Genomic DNA, 15,749 nt, shown 5'->3' on the forward strand with positions numbered 1-15,749 from the left:
GATGTGTCTGGGGATACCGGGGCAGGTCGTGACGATGCTGGACGGCTACGGCGATCAGTTGGCCCTCGTCGACGTCGCGGGCGAGCACCGCAAGGTCAACGTCGGCATGCTGCCCGAGGAGACCTTCGCACCGGGCGACTGGGTCATCATCCACATGGGGTTCGTCGTGGAGAAGACCGACAAAGAAGGGGCCGACGCCGCGCTCGCGGGCCTGCAGTTGATGGGCCGAGGCGAACCGACGCCGGGCATCGAGGATTCGCCGTGATTACGCGCCACCGGCTTCGCATCCGGGTCCGCGGAGTGGTCCAGGGAGTCGGCTTCCGCCCCTTCGTGTACACGACGGCAGCCGCGCTCGGGCTGACCGGAAGTGTCCGCAACGACGGCTCGGGCGCGCTCATCGACGTCGAGGGCGAAACGGCCGATGTCGAGGCCTTCCTGATCCGGCTTCGTGACCATCCACCGCCGCTGGCGGTGATCGAAAGCATCGAGACCGAACAGCTTGCGGCCGCGGGCGGGACCGGTTTCGTCATCGCCGACACCACGCGAACCGACGGTGGCCGCACGCTGACCTCCCCCGACGTCGCGATGTGCGCCGACTGTGCCGCCGAACAACGCAACCCGCACAACCGACGCTTTCGTCATGCGTTCATCAACTGCACCAACTGCGGGCCGCGCTTCACCATCATCGCCTCGCTGCCCTACGACCGGCAGGCCACGACCATGGCGGCCTTCGACATGTGCGAGTCCTGCGCGCGTGAATACCACGATCCCGCCGACCGAAGATTTCACGCCCAGCCCGTCTGCTGCCCCGACTGCGGCCCCACGTTGACGTACCGCGACCACGCGGACGTCACCGCGACGGGCGAACCCGCACTGACGCGGGCGCGCCGGTTGCTCATCGAGGGAGGCATCCTCGCGGTCAAGGGCATCGGTGGCTACCACCTGGCCTGCGACGCCGCCGACGAACGCGCGGTCGCCGAGTTGCGTGCCAGAAAGCGCCGCGGCGACAAGCCGTTCGCGGTGATGACACCCGACCTCGCTACCGCCCACGCCCTTGTCGAGATCGACGAACCGTCGGCGCGGTTGCTGACCGGACCGCAACGCCCCATCGTGCTGATGCCGCGGCGGACGGGCGCCCCGGTCGCCGACGCGGTGGCGCCGCACAATCGGAACCTTGGTGTCCTGCTGGCCTATACCCCGCTGCACACGCTGCTGTTCGGCCTGCCGGGCGACGAACCTGGACCGCAAGCGCTGGTGATGACGTCGGCGAACCTCTCCGGTGAGCCGATATGCTTCACCGACGACGCGGCACTGCAACGGCTTTCACATCTCGTCGACGGCTGGCTCATGCATGACCGCGAGATCCTCGTTCCGTGCGACGACTCCGTCATGCGGGTGGTTCCCCTCGGTGACGAACGCCGGGGCGTGGTGGAGGTGCCGATCCGGCGATCGCGGGGGTATGCGCCACTGCCTGTGGCGTTACCGGTTCCGGTACCACCCTCGCTCGCAGTCGGCGCCGACCTGAAGAACACCATGGCGGTCGCGGACGGCAGGTACGCGTGGCTGAGCCAGCACATCGGCGACATGGACGACCTGGCAACGCTGTCCGCGTTCGATTGCGCCCACCGGCATCTGCAGGAGCTGACGTCGGTGACCCCGCAGGCGTTGGTCGCCGACGCGCATCCGCTGTACCGCTCGACCCAGTGGGCCCGGCGCAACGCGGCCGGGCGGCCCGTCAGGACCGTCCAACATCATCACGCGCACATCGCCGCGGTGATGGCCGAACACGGTCTCGACGGATCCACCCAGGTGCTCGGATTCGCGTTCGACGGCACCGGTTACGGACCCGACGGGGCGGTATGGGGCGGTGAGGTGTTACTAGCGAACTACAAAGGCTTCCAACGGCTCGCCCACCTGAAGTACGTTCCCCTCGCCGGCGGTGACGTCAGCGTCCTGCGCCCCTACCGGATGGCCCTGGCTCATCTGCGGTCGGCGGGAATCGCCTGGGATCCCGGACTGCCCCCGGTGTCGGCCTGCCCGCCTGACGAGCGTGACGCACTCGACCGACAACTCGAGACCGGTCTCGGATGCGCGCCGACCTCCAGCATGGGCCGATTGTTCGACGCGGTGTCCTCGCTGGCCGGGGTGCGGCAGATCGTCCACTACGAAGCTCAGGCCGCCATCGAGCTGGAGGGCATGTCCCGCGGCGTCGATTGCGGCACAGAGCCTTACGCATTCAGCGTCGACACATCCGACTCCGCGGCGGTGATCGATCCCGCGCCCGTACTTGACGCTATCGTCGCTGACCTCCGTGGGGGCGTCCCCCCGTCCGGCATCGGCGCCCGGTTCCATCGCGCGGTCGCCGACCTGGTCGTCGACCTCGCTTGCACACACGCCGACTCGTCGCGTCCCGTGGCCCTGTCCGGGGGGGTCTTCCAGAACGCGCTGCTCCTCGAGTTGACGCTGAACGGGCTACACGACAGGGGCATCGACGCGATGACCCATCGCATGGTGCCGCCCAACGACGGCGGTATCGCGCTCGGCCAGCTCCTGGTGGGGAACGCGTCATGAACGGCAAGGACGGTCGTACGGAGTTCGGCCGCTACGCGTACCCGCCGAACGAGCTCGGTTACTGTGGACCCGCCGAGGTCGACGCCACCTCCGGGCTCGCCTCGCATGCACGCGAATTCGATGGAGCCTGGCCGTACCTGTGCGCCATCGCCGAGGCGGTCGGCGCCTCGGACGCACTCGACGAAGAGGTCGTTCGCGCTTACTGGATCGGCGGTCGCGCGCTGAGCAAGGTGGACCCCGAGCACCTGCTCGCCCGGCTACGTGCCTCATTCACCGGCCAAGTCACCGGACTGCTCGACGCGGTGCCCGCCACCGCCGATGTCCTGGCCCACCACAGCTTCCACGTCTTCGTCGTCTACCCCTGGGTGAGGTTTCTTCGCCGTGACGCCCGGACCGCGTTGGACGTCATGCAATCCTGCCGCATCCGTTGGGGAACCGTCCTCACAGTCACGGGCGAGCATGCGGAAATCGCCTCACGGCCACTGCACCACACGGACGGACGGTTGACGCTGGGCGACCCGCGGCCCGAGCACATCTCATGGATGAGGGGTGACGTCTCACTGGCGCCGGCCCCGCAACCCGGAGCAGTGGTCTCCGCCCACTGGGACTGGGTCTGCGCAACACTGACCGACGAGGAAGGCGCCGAGCTCGAGGCGGCGACGCAGACCACGCTGAAATTGGTGAACTCCGTTATCGGACAGGAAGTATCGCGATGACGACCGTTGAACGACCGTATGTCGGCGACGAGTTATCCGCCGACCTGGCCGCCGCCGCGCTGGATCTGGCCCGCAGGTTCAACGACGGCGCAACCCTGTGGGTGATCTCACCGCAATGGGAACCGCACGCCCACCACATCGCCGTCGAGTTCGTGCACCCGGTGATCATGGGCAAGCGGGCGCTTCCGTCGGTCGCCCTCGTCGAACCGGATCCGGTCGCGCAGGCGCGGGTGGCCAGCCGGCCCGGTGATCTGCTGGTCGCGGTGGCATCAGCGGACGAACCGTCTGTCATCGACGCCGTGCAGCGCGCCCGCGCGTGGGGCGTCCTGACGTTGTGGATCGGCTCCGGACGGCGTCCGCCTGCGGGAGCGGCGAACCACATCCTCTGGATCGACACCGACGACCCGATGGTGCCCGCCACCGGAGCGTTCGTGCTGCTGTATCACCTGCTGTGGGAGCTCACCCACGTCTGCTTCGAGCATCCGGGTCTGCTCAAGACGGCGGAGTCCGCCACCGCATGCGTGACCTGCAGCGACGAAGGCCGACTCGGCGAGGTGGTCCTGGAGCCGGTCGATGCGACGAGCCCGGCCCTGGTCCGGACCGCCGAAGGCGAGGAATGGGTCGACGTCACGCTGATCGGGAACGTCGCCCCGAATGAGCTCGTACTGCTTCACGCCGGAACGGCCATTTCGCGCGTCGAGCCCGAGGAGGTCCCCCGATGACAGACTCCGATGCCACCGGCTTCCTGTATCCATTCATCGACTCCGAGGAGACCGACGCGGCAAGCCTGCTCGACGATCTCGCGGCCTCGGCCCGCGGAAAGGCCGCGGAAAGCGCCCGGCTGCAACGCGAATCGCTTGCCGAGTACCGTGATCCGTTGACCACGGCCGGAATGCAGATGGCCGAACGGTTCCGCCGCGGCGGGCGGCTGTACACATTCGGCAACGGCGGAAGCTCCACCGACGCCGCGACGTTGGCGTCCCTGTTCAGCCGGCCGGCGCGCGGTCGGCCGGTCGCCGCGTGGTCCCTCGCCGCCGACAACGCCGTGGTGACCGCGCTCGGCAACGACGTAGGGTTCGAGCTGATCTTCAAGCGTCAGATCATCGCCCACGCCCGAGACCGCGACGTCGCGATCGCGCTGTCGACGTCAGGCAACTCCGACGACCTGATGACGGCGATCACGGAAGCCAAGCGACGGGGCTTGCTGACCCTGGGCTTCTCCGGGCACGACGGTGGCCGGATGGCGGCCACCGACGACCTCGACTTCTGTTTCACCGTCCACTCGCAGAGCATCCACCGCATCCAGGAGAGCCACGCGATGCTCGGCTACCAGCTCTGGTCGGTGGTGCAGAAACATCTACAGACCGACACGGCGCGCGCACTGAATGGAGCACACACCTCATGACCCACGCTACGAGCGCGGCCGAGCGCGAAAACCGCGTCCTGGAACGGATCGACAAATTCCGTCAGCGTCGACCGCGTCTACTCGACGACGTAGTGACGCTCGCGCACGGGGCGGGCGGAAAGTCGTCGGCCGCGCTCGTCGACGCGGTGTTCCTCGAGGCCTTCCGCAACGACGAACTCGAACAACTCGGTGACGCCGCGGCCGTCCGGATTCCGTCGGGCGAACGGCTCGCGTTCTCGACCGACTCCTACGTTGTCTCCCCGAGGCGTTTTCCCGGCGGCTCCATCGGCCATGTCGCGGTGCACGGCACCATCAACGACCTCGCGGTCTCCGGTGCTCGTCCGCAATGGCTTTCGGCCGCATTCGTCATCGAGGAAGGCTTTCCCATAGCCGAACTGCGCGAAATCGTCGCGGATATGGGCGAAGCGGCGTCCAACGCCGGTGTGCAGATCGTCACCGGCGACACGAAGGTCGTCGGCAAGGGTGCCGCCGACGGCGTCTACATCTGCACCGCGGGCATGGGTTTGGTTCCCGAGGGCCGCCGACTGTCCCGCGACAGCGTGGATCCCGGCGACAAGGTCGTGCTGTCAGGCACGATCGGCGAGCACGGGATGGCCGTCATGCTGGCGCGCGGCGATCTGGCCATCGACGCCGACATCGCCTCGGACACCGCGCCGGTGCACGAACTCGTCGAGCTCCTGCTGACCGCGGCGCCGTCGACCCGGTGGATGCGCGATGCGACCCGCGGCGGTGTGGGTACGGTGGCCAACGAACTCGTCAAAGACGCGCCGTTCGCGATGATCCTCGACGAGGAGAGGCTGCCCGTCCTGCCGCAGGTGCTCGGGGCGTGCGACATGCTCGGCATCGACCCGCTCTACGTGGCGAACGAAGGCAAGTTCGTCGCCATCGTGCCCGCCGACGAAGCCGATGCGGCGGTGTCCGCGTTGCGCGGCCACCCGCAGGGCGCGCAGGCCGCGGTGGTCGGCGAGATCGTCCCCCAACCCCACGGAATCGTCGCGCTGCGAACGTCGTTCGGCGGCAGCCGGATCGTCGACATGCTCGTCGGCGACCCGCTGCCGCGGATCTGTTGAGAGGAGACCGACATGTGCCTCGGCATCCCCGGTCAGGTGGTCGACATCGTCGACGCCGAACAATCGCTGGCCAAGGTCGACGTCAATGGCGTCCGCAGAACCATCAGCGTGCGCCTGCTGGCCGACGACAACCTGCAGGTCGGCGACTGGGTCCTGGTCCACGTCGGGTTCGCGATGGCCAAGATCGACGAACGCGAGGCCACCCTCACCCTCGACCAGGTGCAGAAGATGGGCGCCGACTACGCCGCCGAGATCGAAGCGTTCAACTCGTCCGAAATCGCTTGAGAGGCAAGCCATGAGATTCGTCGACGAATTCCGCGACCCAGCCGCCGCACGCGCGCTGGTCAGATCCATCACCGCTCTGGCCGGCGACGACGAGTTCAAATTCATGGAGGTGTGCGGCGGCCACACCCACACCATCTACCGCCACGGCATCGAGCATCTGCTGCCGGAGACGGTCGGTCTGGTACACGGGCCCGGATGCCCGGTGTGCGTCATCCCGATGGGACGCGTCGACGACGCGATGTGGCTGGCCGAACAACCGGACGTCATCTTCACGACGTTCGGCGACATGATGCGGGTGCCAGGATCGCGGGGCAACCTCATCGAGGCGAAGGCCCGCGGCGCCGACGTGCGCTTCGTGTACTCGCCGCTGGACGCCCTCAAGATAGCGCTCGACAACCCCGACAAGCGGGTCGTGTTCTTCGCAGTGGGCTTCGAGACAACCGCGCCGTCCACCGCCGTGACGCTGGTGCGCGCGAAAGCTTTGGGCGTGGGTAACTTCAGCGTGTTCTGTAATCACGTCACGATCGTTCCGCCGATCAAGGCGATCCTGGAGTCTCCCGACTTGCGGTTGTCCGGATTCCTCGGGCCCGGACACGTCTCGACGGTGGTGGGGCTGCGCCCCTACCGGTTCGTCCCCGATGTGTACGGAAAACCCATGGTGGTTGCGGGATTCGAACCCCTCGACATCCTCGCGTCGGTGCACATGCTGCTGCAGCAGATTCGGGGCGGCCGCTGCGAGGTCGAAAACCAGTACACGCGGGTGGTGCGACCCGAAGGCAACACCCAGGCACTCAAGCTGATGGCGCAGACGTTCGAGCTGCGACCGCATTTCGAGTGGCGGGGGCTGGGATTCATCTCGCAGAGCGCGCTGCGGCTCCACCCCGACTATGCCGACTTCGACGCCGAACGCACCTTCGCCATGCCGGGTGTGCGGGTGGCCGATCCGAAGGCGTGCCAGTGCGGCGAGGTGCTGAAAGGCGTCATCAAACCGTGGGAGTGCAAGGTTTTCGGTACGGCGTGCACACCGGAGACACCGATCGGGACGTGCATGGTGTCCCCAGAAGGTGCCTGCGCGGCGTACTACAACTTCGGTCGGTTGCACCGTGAGACGGCGTTGGTCCTGGGTCAGCGCCCCTGAGGCCGTCGATTCGTCGCCGCAGATCCAGTGGCGACAAGTGAGGAGTGATTGTCATGACAGAGCCGGAGGAACGGGGAAAGCGCGGAACCGGATCCGATGAACCATCGGGCGGGCCGGTGGACCGCCCGTCGGACACATATCAAGGTGACGAATCCGTCCCCGAACACGACGACGGTGGAAAGCCGGACTTCGAGACGGGATTTACCAACGAGCCGCCCAAGGACGTCAAACCCGAGGTTCCCCCGTACGCGGGTCGGCAGACGTCGGCCAAGCCGGAAGGCCGGGGAGACGACGGCGGCGAACGAACCGCGGGCGCTGTGAAACCGGCGACGGATGCAGCGAGCAAGGCGCCGTCGCCGAGCGAGACCGAGGGCGGTGCGACGGCCTCTCCCGCCGACGAGCAACCGGCGTCACAGATGCCGGAGTCCGACCGCGGCGACGATCGGGTGGGCCCGTCACACACCGTGGGCACCGGTCGCGCCGAGGACAAACGCTAGCGATTCACCACTGATCGCGCGGGACGTCGAAGTCCGAGCACAGCGCGCGCCAGACGTCGCGCGGATCGACGCCGTCCTCGATGGCCTGTTCGGCGGTGCGCCCGTCCAATCCGCTCAGGACGTGGTCGACGAGCAGCGACGAGCCTCGCACCGGACCGAACTGTTCCTCGACGAGCTGGTGAAATTCCGTCAACCGCACGAGCCCAAACTACGCCGACGCGGCCAGCGCTTCATGGCACACCCGTACCGGATCTTCGACGTCGGCGACCGTCGCGCCTGCGCGTCGCGCAGCCTCCCGGTAGCTGTGCGTATCCAACACCTCGCGCACCGCCTGCGCGAGCGCATCCGGGGCGAGAGGACGCACCAGCTGCGCACTCCCCTGCCGCACAACACGATTGGCGATCTCCCATTGGTCACCCCCGCCGGGGACCACCACCATCGGGACTCCGGCCAGCAGCGTCTTGGCCACCATGCCGTGACCGCCTCCGCAGATCACCAGGTCGGCGTGCGTCAACAGTTCGTCCTGTCGTCCCAGCCCGACCACCGCCCACGGCGGCACCGCGACCTTCGTGCCGCCCAGTCGCGACACCACGACGCGCGATCCCGGTGGCAACGCCTCCCCTGGCGTCAAGGTCTCCAACGCGACATCGGCGAGGCCGCGTTCCCCGGTGGTGGCGGTCGACGGTGCGACGACCACGACGGGTCCGTCGCCCGGTGGGATGTCGAGCGTCGCCGACGTCGGCTCGAAGTGCAGCGGACCCACCACCACGGCTTCGGCGGGCCAGTCCGGCCGCGGCACCTCCAGCGCCGGCAACGTGGCGATCAACCGTCGGTGCGGGCCGGGATCGTCTGCGGGCAAATCGATTTGCACACGCGCCGCCGAGCGCTGGCGAATGCCCTGCCGCCACGACCGGGCGGAGAGGGCGCGTAGGATCGCGTCGCGCAACCGGCCGCGGACGCCGACGCCGGGCGCCAGCCCGCTGCCGATCGGCGGGAGGCCCTTCGACGGCCGGTACAGCGGGTGCGGATTCAACTCGACCCAGGGCAGCCCGAGCAGTTCGGCGCAGAACCCGCCCGCCGTGGTGATGGCGTCGGAGACCACGAGCTCCGGCGCGAGCTGACGCATCTGCGGCGCGTTGAGCACGGCCATCCGGGCGCCACGCTGGTGGACCTTCGCGCCGGCGTCGGCGTCGTCGTCGGTGTCCACCGGATCCAAGCCGAGGAGTTCGACGGCGGCCACCCCGGCGTCGCGGGCCGTGTCCAGCCATTCCGTCCCGGTCAGCAGCGTCGGCGTATCCCCGTTGGCCAGGAAACGAAGGCACAACGCGAGTGCCGGAAAAGCATGTCCCGGATCCGGTCCAGCAACCACCGCCACGCGCATTGGGCTACCCTGCCACAGCCGCGCGGCACTAGGCTTGCGCCCATGACCGACCAGGCTCCTGAACTGAAAACCGACGTCGACAACATCCGGGCGGTGGAAACGTTCCTCTACGCCTTGCAGGACGAGGATTTCGACACCGCCGACGGCCTGCTCGCCGATCACGCCGAATGGCACAACGTCGGCTACCCCACGATCCGCGGCCGCCAGCGCATCATCGGCCTGATGCGTCGCGGTCAGGGCCGGTTCGGCTTCGAGGTGAAAATTCACCGCATCGCCGCCGACGGCAGCTCCGTGCTCACCGAACGCACCGACGCGCTGGTGTTCGGGCCGGTGCGCCTGCAGTTCTGGGTGTGCGGAACGTTCGAGGTGCACGCCGGCCGAATCACGTTGTGGCGCGACTACTTCGACACTCTGGACTTCCTCAAGGCCACGGTGCGCGGTCTGGTCGCGGCGGTGTTCCCGGCGCTGCGCCCCACGATGTGACTACGCCCCGCGGACGTGGCCCAGTTCGTTGAACGCCTCGGCCCAGCCGACCAGCCGATCGGTGGCATTGGACAGCTCGTCGCGGTAACGCTGTTGCCACATCGGTGAGGTCGACGTCGGACCGGCGTTCGCCGCCGACACCAGTTGTGCTGCGGCGTTGACCATTTCGCCGTACTGGCGCGCCCCGTGATCGAGTTGCGCCGTGAACGCCTGAATAGTGGGCATCAGGTGGGCGCGCGATTGCGGCGTCGCGCGGACTGCCCGTTCCATGGACATCACTTCGTTCGCGGTGGCTGCCATGGTCGTCGCGGTCTGGTTCGCCGCGGCGGCCAGCTCGCGGAGTTCGTCCGGCGGCAGCATCCGCCCCCGCTCCAGGACCCCGAGCAGGGAGAAGAATCCACGCTCGGAGGTGGCCAACGCCGCCATCGGCGGGCGTGCGGCCGATCCCCACGGTGGAAGCCTGCGGGTGGCGCGGGACCGCGGAGGGGGCAGCGGCTCGCGTCGCAGCCAGCGGTACCGCAGGAACGTCAACGTGGCCAAGAAAGCGGCGCCGACGGCGATCGGCGACGGGATGAGCAGCGCCCATGCGGGAACATCCCATGCGGCCACCACGCCGGTCACGCCGATCCAGAACACGCAGGAAATCGTGAAGAACACGGTGAGCCGCAGCGCCCAGCGGCGCTTGCGGAGCAGCTTGGCGCGCGGGTCAGCGGCGGCGTTCAGCTTGTCGGCCAGGACCTCGGACCACTCGGCGGCCGTGTCGATGCCGTTCTGGACACCCCGTTGCACCAGCGAGCGCAACGACTCGGGTCGAGGGCTCTGCGAACTCACTGGTGTCCTCACGAACTATTGAGACAGCGGATTTTCCGGTGTCGCCTGCTGCGGATTGGTCGCCGGGGTCGCGGGCTGCGGCGCGGCGTTGCCGCCCGCGGGCAACTGCTCACCGCGCATCGAGGCGCGGATCTGCTCCAGCCGGGAATGCCCGGCCATCTGCACGCTCGCCTGCTGGACCTCCAACATTCGGCCCTGCACCGAGTTCTGCGCCAACTCGGCCTCGCCCATCGCGTTGGCGTACCGGCGCTCGATCTTCTGGCGCACCTCGTCGAGGCTGGGCGTGGTGCCCGGGGCGGCCAACTCGCTCATCGAGCGCAGCGACGAGCTGACCTGCTCCTGCATCTTGGCCTGTTCGAGCTGGGACAGCAGCTTGGTGCGCTCGGAGATTTTCTGCTGCAGCATCATCGCGTTCTGCTCGACGGCCTTCTTGGCCTGGCCGGCCGCGTTGAGCGCCTGGTCGTGCAGGGTCTTGAGATCCTCGACGCTCTGCTCGGCGGTTACCAGCTGCGCCGCGAACGCTTCGGCGGCGTTGTTGTACTCGGTGGCCTTGGCGGCGTCGCCGTTTGCGACGGCCTGATCGGCCAGCGTCAACGCCTGCCGCACGTTGACCTGTAACTTCTCGATGTCGGCGAGCTGGCGGTTCAGACGCATCTCCAGCTGGCGCTGGTTGCCGATCACCTGGGCGGCCTGCTGGGTCAGGGCCTGGTGCTGGCGCTGGGCTTCTTCGATGGCCTGCTGAATCTGCACTTTCGGGTCGGCGTATTCGTCCACCTTGGAGCTGAACAGCGCCATGAGGTACTTCCACGCCTTGACGAACGGATTGGCCATGTCAGTTCACTCCGCCTTCGTGTCGTTGTGTCGGACTCGCCGGCCCGGCTTCCCGTGCTGCCCAATCTATCGGGTCAGCGCGTATCACCACAGTCGGTCGTGGTCGGCTCAGCGCGTCAGGCGACCGCCATCGACACGACCTGCGGGATGACCACCTTGGTGGTGGCGTCGATGTTGGCGGCACCGGCGAAGGCGGCGCTCTCCTCACGCTCCATCTCCTGACCGGCGTCGAAGAGCACCTGAGACAGCGGAACGTCGAGGGCGCCGCAGATCGCGCTGAGCAATTCGCTCGAAGCTTCCTTGCGGCCGCGTTCGACCTCGGAGAGGTAGCCCAGACTGACCCGGGCGGTGTCGGACACTTCGCGCAGGGTGCGTCCCTGGTCGACGCGGGCACGACGCAGCACGTCGCCGATCACCTCGCGCAGCAATGCCGTCATCGTGCTCTCCCTTCGGAGTCAGTATCTGGGGATCCAATAGGGCAACGCTGAGCGTGGGCCTGTGGGTTCCCGGATGGCGCAGATCACTGTCGAGTGAGGGCCGACCGCAGGTGCACGACGGCCTCCCCGACCGCGGCGAGGCGGATCTCCCAGCGCGATCCGTCCAGCCGCAACTCGACGACGTCGGTCTTGATAGGCCCGGCGATGCCGAGGAATACCGTGGCCGCCGCGTAGCACCGCGCTCGCCCCCGGCACGCCGGCCAGTGTGGCCGCCAGCAGGCCCGCGGTCAGCGATTCGGCGGTCGCGACCGTCTGCCCGCGCACGGTGAGGTCGGCGACAAGCGCGCGGGCGTCGTCACTGACCAGCGGGTCGTCCACGGGAGTCCTTGATGGCCGTCACCACGTAATCGACCCCTGTGACGACCGTCAGGATGACCGCCGCACACATGACCACCCACGCCGCGGCCAGCCACGCACCCGACAACGGCAGCACGAACAGCCCGATCGCCACCCCTTGTACGAGGGTCTTGAGCTTGCCGCCGCGGCTGGCCGGGATCACGCCGTGACGCAACACCGCGAACCGCAATACCGTGATGCCGATCTCCCGGGTCAGGATCACCACCGTGATCCACCAGGGCAGGTCGCCCAGTAGCGAAAGCCCGATCAGTGCAGCGCCGATGAGGGCTTTGTCCGCGATGGGGTCGGCCAGTGTGCCGAACTCGGTCACCATGCCGTAGTTGCGCGCGAGCGCCCCGTCGAACCGGTCGGTGATCACCGCGACGGTGAACACGACGAATGCGGCTATCCGCCAGAATGTTTCATGCCCGTCGCCGACGAACAGCACCACCAGGAAAACCGGAACCAACGCCATCCGCACGCCGGTGAGCACATTCGCGATGTTCGCTACACGGGCGCGCGGGACCAGCGGATCAGTATGGGGTTGGCCCGACACCGCAACAGAATATCGGTTGCTCGAACCGATACTCTCCACCTGTGAGCGCAGAATCCGGCGAGGTCGTCGTGCGGCGTGCGCGAACTTCGGATGTCCCCGCCATCAAAACCTTGGTCGACATCTACTCCGGCAAGATCCTGCTGGAGAAGAATCTGGTGACGCTCTATGAGGCCGTTCAGGAGTTCTGGGTCGCCGAACTGGGCGGCGAGCTGCTCGGCTGCGGCGCGCTACACGTGTTGTGGTCCGACCTTGGAGAGGTGCGCACCGTCGCCGTGCATCCCAAGGTCAGGGGCCAAGGCGTCGGGCACGCGATCGTCGACAAACTGCTCGACGTCGCGCGTGAGTTGCGCCTCGAGCGGATCTTCGTGCTCACCTTCGAAGTCGAGTTCTTCAGCAGGCACGGGTTTCGCGAGATCGACGGCACACCCGTCACCGCCGAGGTCTTCGAAGAGATGTGCCGCTCGTACGACACCGGTGTCGCCGAGTTCCTCGACCTGTCCTACGTCAAGCCGAACATCCTCGGCAACACCCGAATGCTGTTGACCCTTTAGCGATTTGTGCACACTTTGTTGCGCTGAGCGCTCCTGGCGGTGCACAAATCACTCGTCGTCTTCTGGGGTGTCGGCGCCGCGGATCGACGCCAGCGTCGCGGCCAGTTCGTCGGGTTTGACGAGAACCTCGCGGGCCTTGGAACCCTCGCTCGGCCCGACGATGTTGCGGGTCTCCATCAGATCCATCAACCGGCCCGCCTTGGCGAAGCCGACGCGCAGTTTGCGCTGCAACATCGACGTCGACCCGAACTGGCTCGACACCACCAACTCGACCGCCTGCAGGAAGACGTCCATGTCGTCGCCGATGTCGGGGTCGACGTCGGTGCGCTCGCTGTTGGTCTTGGCGTTGGTGACGCCCTCGGTGTACTCCGGTTCGGCCTGCGACTTGGTCGCTTCCACGACGGCGTGGATCTCGTCGTCGGTGATGAACGCGCCCTGCAGACGGATCGGCTTGTTGGCCCCCATCGGCAGGAACAGTCCGTCGCCCATGCCGATCAGCTTCTCGGCGCCCTGCTGGTCGAGGATGACGCGGCTGTCGGTCAACGACGACGTGGCGAACGCCAACCGTGACGGCACGTTGGTCTTGATCAGGCCGGTGACGACGTCCACCGACGGCCGCTGCGTGGCCAGCACCAGGTGAATGCCTGCCGCGCGAGCCTTCTGGGTGATGCGCACGATCGCATCCTCGACATCGCGCGGGGCGGTCATCATGAGGTCGGCCAACTCGTCGACGATCGCGACGATGTAAGGGTAGGGCTTGTACTCACGCTGACTGCCGAGCGGCGTGGTGATCTCGCCGGAGCGCACCTTCTTGTTGAAGTCGTCGATATGGCGCACGCGTGAGGCCTGCATGTCCTGATAGCGCTGCTCCATCTCCTCCACCAGCCACGCCAGCGCGGCGGCGGCCTTCTTCGGTTGGGTGATGATCGGCGTAATGAGGTGCGGGATGCCCTCGTAGGGGGTCAGTTCCACCATCTTCGGGTCGATCAGGATCATCCTGACCTCTTCCGGCGTGGCCCGCACCAGCAGCGACACCAGCATCGAGTTCACGAAGCTCGACTTACCGGAACCGGTCGAGCCGGCGACCAGCAGATGCGGCATCTTGGCGAGGTTCGCCGAGATGTACTCGCCCTCAATGTCTTTGCCCAAACCGATGACGAGCGGGTGGTGGTCACCCCGGGTACTTGGATCGGTGAGCACGTCAGCCAGGCGGACCATCTCGCGGTCCACGTTGGGAACCTCGATACCGACCGCACTCTTGCCCGGGATCGGCGCCAGCATCCGAACACTCTCGGTCGCGACCGCATAGGCGATATTGCGTTGCAGCGCAGTGATCTTCTCGACCTTGACGCCCGGACCGAGTTCGACCTCGTACCGGGTGACGGTCGGGCCGCGAGTGCATCCGGTGACCGATGCGTTGACCTTGAACTGGTCGAGCACCTCGGTGATCGCCTCGATCATCCGATCATTGCCCGCGCTCCGCCGTTTCGGAGGATCGCCGGCGATCAGAAGTTCGAGCGACGGTAGCGCGTACGGTCCGTCGACCACGCGGTCCAGCGTCATCGTCGACTGCTTTTGCTTCTTCTTACGCGTCTTGGCGGTCGGTTCGGGAATCGTCGGCGCTTCGTCGGAGAGCGGATAGTTCTCCATCGGCGTGCCGGTCGGCCAAGCCTGTTCGGCGTCGTAGGCGTTCGGGTCGCCGGGTGGGAATGAATCGTCGTAGTAGCCGTCGGAGAAATCGTCGGACTCGGATATGACGGCGGTGTCCTCGTCGTCGTACTCGTCGTAGTCGTATTCGTCGTAACCGCGGGCGGAGAACATGGAGCGCACGGTCGAGGGCACTTCGCGAATCGTCGTGCCGGTCACCAGCAATACCCCGAACAACACACCGATGAACAACAGCGGGGCGGCGATCCAGGCAGTTAACCCCTCGGAGAGCGGACCGCCGATCGCGAACCCGAAGAAGCCCGAGGCATGTCGACGTGCCGCCGGATCCTGCGGCGAACCGGCCCACAGATGCCACAGCCCGAGCGCGGGTAGCGCGATCATCACCGAACCTAGGATCAGCCTCGGCCTGGCGTCCGGATCCGGTTCAGTGCGCATCAGCGTCACACCGACTGCGGCCAGGGCGATGGGAACGAGTACGACGGCCGCGCCGATCAGCGTCCGCCAGAACGTGTCGAGCCAGTCCCCCACCGGACCGGCGGCGCCGAACCACGAACTCGCCGCGATGATCACCGCCAGGCCCAGCAGCGCCAGGGCGATGCCGTCACGCCGATGACCGGCTTCCAGGTCGCGGGCCCGACCGACCGAACGCGCGGTGGTGCCCGCGCCTTTGGCCACCATCAGCCAACCCGCCCGCACACCGCGGCCCACCGCGGCACCGGCCGACGAAATGGGTGACGACGTCCGGCGCGGTGACGTGGTCTTGCGCGGCGCCGGCTTGCGGCGCGGCGCGGCCCGGCCACCGGAGCGCACACTCTGTTTCGACCTGGTCGAACGACTTCCCGAGCGCGCGGCGGTCTTACTAGGCATGCCTGTAAGCCTAGTCGCTTCAGCCCCAGAATCACCATCTGCCAC

Annotated in this window: 18 protein-coding genes and 1 pseudogene; 11 read left to right on the plus strand and 8 right to left on the minus strand. The window is 67.4% G+C overall.

Annotated elements, in window-relative coordinates; genetic code table 11:
- Position 1 precedes the first annotated feature (1 nt).
- Genes A5790_RS03830 through A5790_RS03870 form a run of 9 tightly spaced genes read left to right on the plus strand, consistent with a single transcriptional unit; the run spans position 2 to position 7,703 of the window.
- Positions 2–265: a HypC/HybG/HupF family hydrogenase formation chaperone gene (locus A5790_RS03830; protein ID WP_066841457.1), complete on the plus strand. Its 264-nt coding sequence runs from the start codon at positions 2–4 to the stop codon at positions 263–265.
- Entirely contained in the window at positions 262–2,571 is a 2,310-nt protein-coding gene (gene hypF / locus A5790_RS03835; protein ID WP_066841458.1) for a carbamoyltransferase HypF, read from the plus strand. Before A5790_RS03830 ends, hypF begins: the two co-directional genes overlap by 4 nt.
- Positions 2,568–3,287, plus strand: a complete 720-nt coding sequence (locus A5790_RS03840; RefSeq protein WP_066841459.1) for a DUF6390 family protein — start codon at positions 2,568–2,570, stop codon at positions 3,285–3,287. The genes hypF and A5790_RS03840 overlap by 4 nt, the downstream gene beginning before the upstream one ends.
- The gene (locus A5790_RS03845; protein WP_066841460.1) at positions 3,284–4,009 is read left to right on the plus strand and encodes a hydrogenase assembly protein HupF; all 726 of its coding nucleotides are present in this window, start codon (positions 3,284–3,286) and stop codon (positions 4,007–4,009) included. The genes A5790_RS03840 and A5790_RS03845 overlap by 4 nt, the downstream gene beginning before the upstream one ends.
- Positions 4,006–4,692, plus strand: a complete 687-nt coding sequence (locus A5790_RS03850; RefSeq protein WP_066841461.1) for an SIS domain-containing protein — start codon at positions 4,006–4,008, stop codon at positions 4,690–4,692. Before A5790_RS03845 ends, A5790_RS03850 begins: the two co-directional genes overlap by 4 nt.
- Positions 4,689–5,783: a hydrogenase expression/formation protein HypE gene (hypE, locus tag A5790_RS03855; protein ID WP_066841462.1), complete on the plus strand. Its 1,095-nt coding sequence runs from the start codon at positions 4,689–4,691 to the stop codon at positions 5,781–5,783. The genes A5790_RS03850 and hypE overlap by 4 nt, the downstream gene beginning before the upstream one ends.
- A 12-nt stretch (positions 5,784–5,795) precedes the next feature.
- On the plus strand, positions 5,796–6,068 hold the full coding sequence (locus A5790_RS03860) for a HypC/HybG/HupF family hydrogenase formation chaperone (protein WP_066841463.1): 273 nt from the start codon (positions 5,796–5,798) through the stop codon (positions 6,066–6,068).
- Positions 6,069–6,078: 10 nt separating this feature from the next.
- Positions 6,079–7,206, plus strand: coding sequence for a hydrogenase formation protein HypD (gene hypD, locus A5790_RS03865; RefSeq protein WP_066841464.1), 1,128 nt, complete (start codon positions 6,079–6,081; stop codon positions 7,204–7,206).
- A 53-nt stretch (positions 7,207–7,259) separates the two neighbouring features.
- Positions 7,260–7,703 carry a hypothetical protein gene (locus A5790_RS03870; RefSeq protein ID WP_066841539.1) on the plus strand — a complete coding sequence of 148 codons (444 nt, stop codon included), beginning with the start codon at positions 7,260–7,262 and terminating at the stop codon, positions 7,701–7,703.
- Positions 7,704–7,707: 4 nt separating this feature from the next.
- Here the strand turns inward: A5790_RS03870 and A5790_RS03875 are convergent, their stop codons facing one another.
- Positions 7,708–7,902: a DUF3046 domain-containing protein gene (locus A5790_RS03875; RefSeq protein WP_064395248.1), complete on the minus strand. Its 195-nt coding sequence runs from the start codon at positions 7,900–7,902 to the stop codon at positions 7,708–7,710.
- A 9-nt stretch (positions 7,903–7,911) separates the two neighbouring features.
- A complete protein-coding gene (locus A5790_RS03880; protein WP_066841465.1) occupies positions 7,912–9,084 on the minus strand; it encodes a glycosyltransferase in 1,173 nt (390 codons plus the stop codon).
- A 42-nt stretch (positions 9,085–9,126) separates the two neighbouring features.
- On the opposite strand from A5790_RS03880, the gene A5790_RS03885 reads away from it, so the two are divergent.
- Positions 9,127–9,567: a limonene-1,2-epoxide hydrolase family protein gene (locus A5790_RS03885; RefSeq protein ID WP_066841466.1), complete on the plus strand. Its 441-nt coding sequence runs from the start codon at positions 9,127–9,129 to the stop codon at positions 9,565–9,567.
- Here the strand turns inward: A5790_RS03885 and A5790_RS03890 are convergent, their stop codons facing one another.
- The 5 genes and pseudogenes from A5790_RS03890 to pgsA all read right to left on the minus strand — a co-directional run bounded on the left by A5790_RS03890 (position 9,568) and on the right by pgsA (position 12,618).
- The gene (locus tag A5790_RS03890) at positions 9,568–10,398 is read right to left on the minus strand and encodes a hypothetical protein (protein ID WP_066841467.1); all 831 of its coding nucleotides are present in this window, start codon (positions 10,396–10,398) and stop codon (positions 9,568–9,570) included. It abuts the gene before it with no gap.
- Between the two features lie 15 nt (positions 10,399–10,413).
- Positions 10,414–11,229 carry a phage shock protein PspA gene (gene pspA, locus A5790_RS03895; protein WP_066841468.1) on the minus strand — a complete coding sequence of 272 codons (816 nt, stop codon included), beginning with the start codon at positions 11,227–11,229 and terminating at the stop codon, positions 10,414–10,416.
- A gap of 116 nt (positions 11,230–11,345) precedes the next feature.
- Positions 11,346–11,666: a transcriptional regulator ClgR gene (gene clgR, locus A5790_RS03900; RefSeq protein ID WP_064395243.1), complete on the minus strand. Its 321-nt coding sequence runs from the start codon at positions 11,664–11,666 to the stop codon at positions 11,346–11,348.
- A gap of 83 nt (positions 11,667–11,749) precedes the next feature.
- Positions 11,750–12,044, minus strand: a pseudogene (locus tag A5790_RS25310) (CinA family protein).
- Positions 12,022–12,618 carry a CDP-diacylglycerol--glycerol-3-phosphate 3-phosphatidyltransferase gene (gene pgsA / locus A5790_RS03905; protein ID WP_064426048.1) on the minus strand — a complete coding sequence of 199 codons (597 nt, stop codon included), beginning with the start codon at positions 12,616–12,618 and terminating at the stop codon, positions 12,022–12,024. Before pgsA ends, A5790_RS25310 begins: the two are co-directional and overlap by 23 nt.
- Positions 12,619–12,659: 41 nt before the next feature.
- On the opposite strand from pgsA, the gene A5790_RS03910 reads away from it, so the two are divergent.
- Positions 12,660–13,169, plus strand: a complete 510-nt coding sequence (locus A5790_RS03910) for an amino-acid N-acetyltransferase (RefSeq protein WP_197696704.1) — start codon at positions 12,660–12,662, stop codon at positions 13,167–13,169.
- Positions 13,170–13,217: 48 nt separating this feature from the next.
- Here the strand turns inward: A5790_RS03910 and A5790_RS03915 are convergent, their stop codons facing one another.
- A complete protein-coding gene (locus tag A5790_RS03915) occupies positions 13,218–15,704 on the minus strand; it encodes a DNA translocase FtsK (protein WP_066841469.1) in 2,487 nt (828 codons plus the stop codon).
- Between the last annotated feature and the right edge of the window lie 45 nt (positions 15,705–15,749).

Source organism: Mycobacterium sp. 852002-51152_SCH6134967, from assembly GCF_001667105.1.
GTDB classification, from domain to species: domain Bacteria; phylum Actinomycetota; class Actinomycetes; order Mycobacteriales; family Mycobacteriaceae; genus Mycobacterium; species Mycobacterium neumannii_A.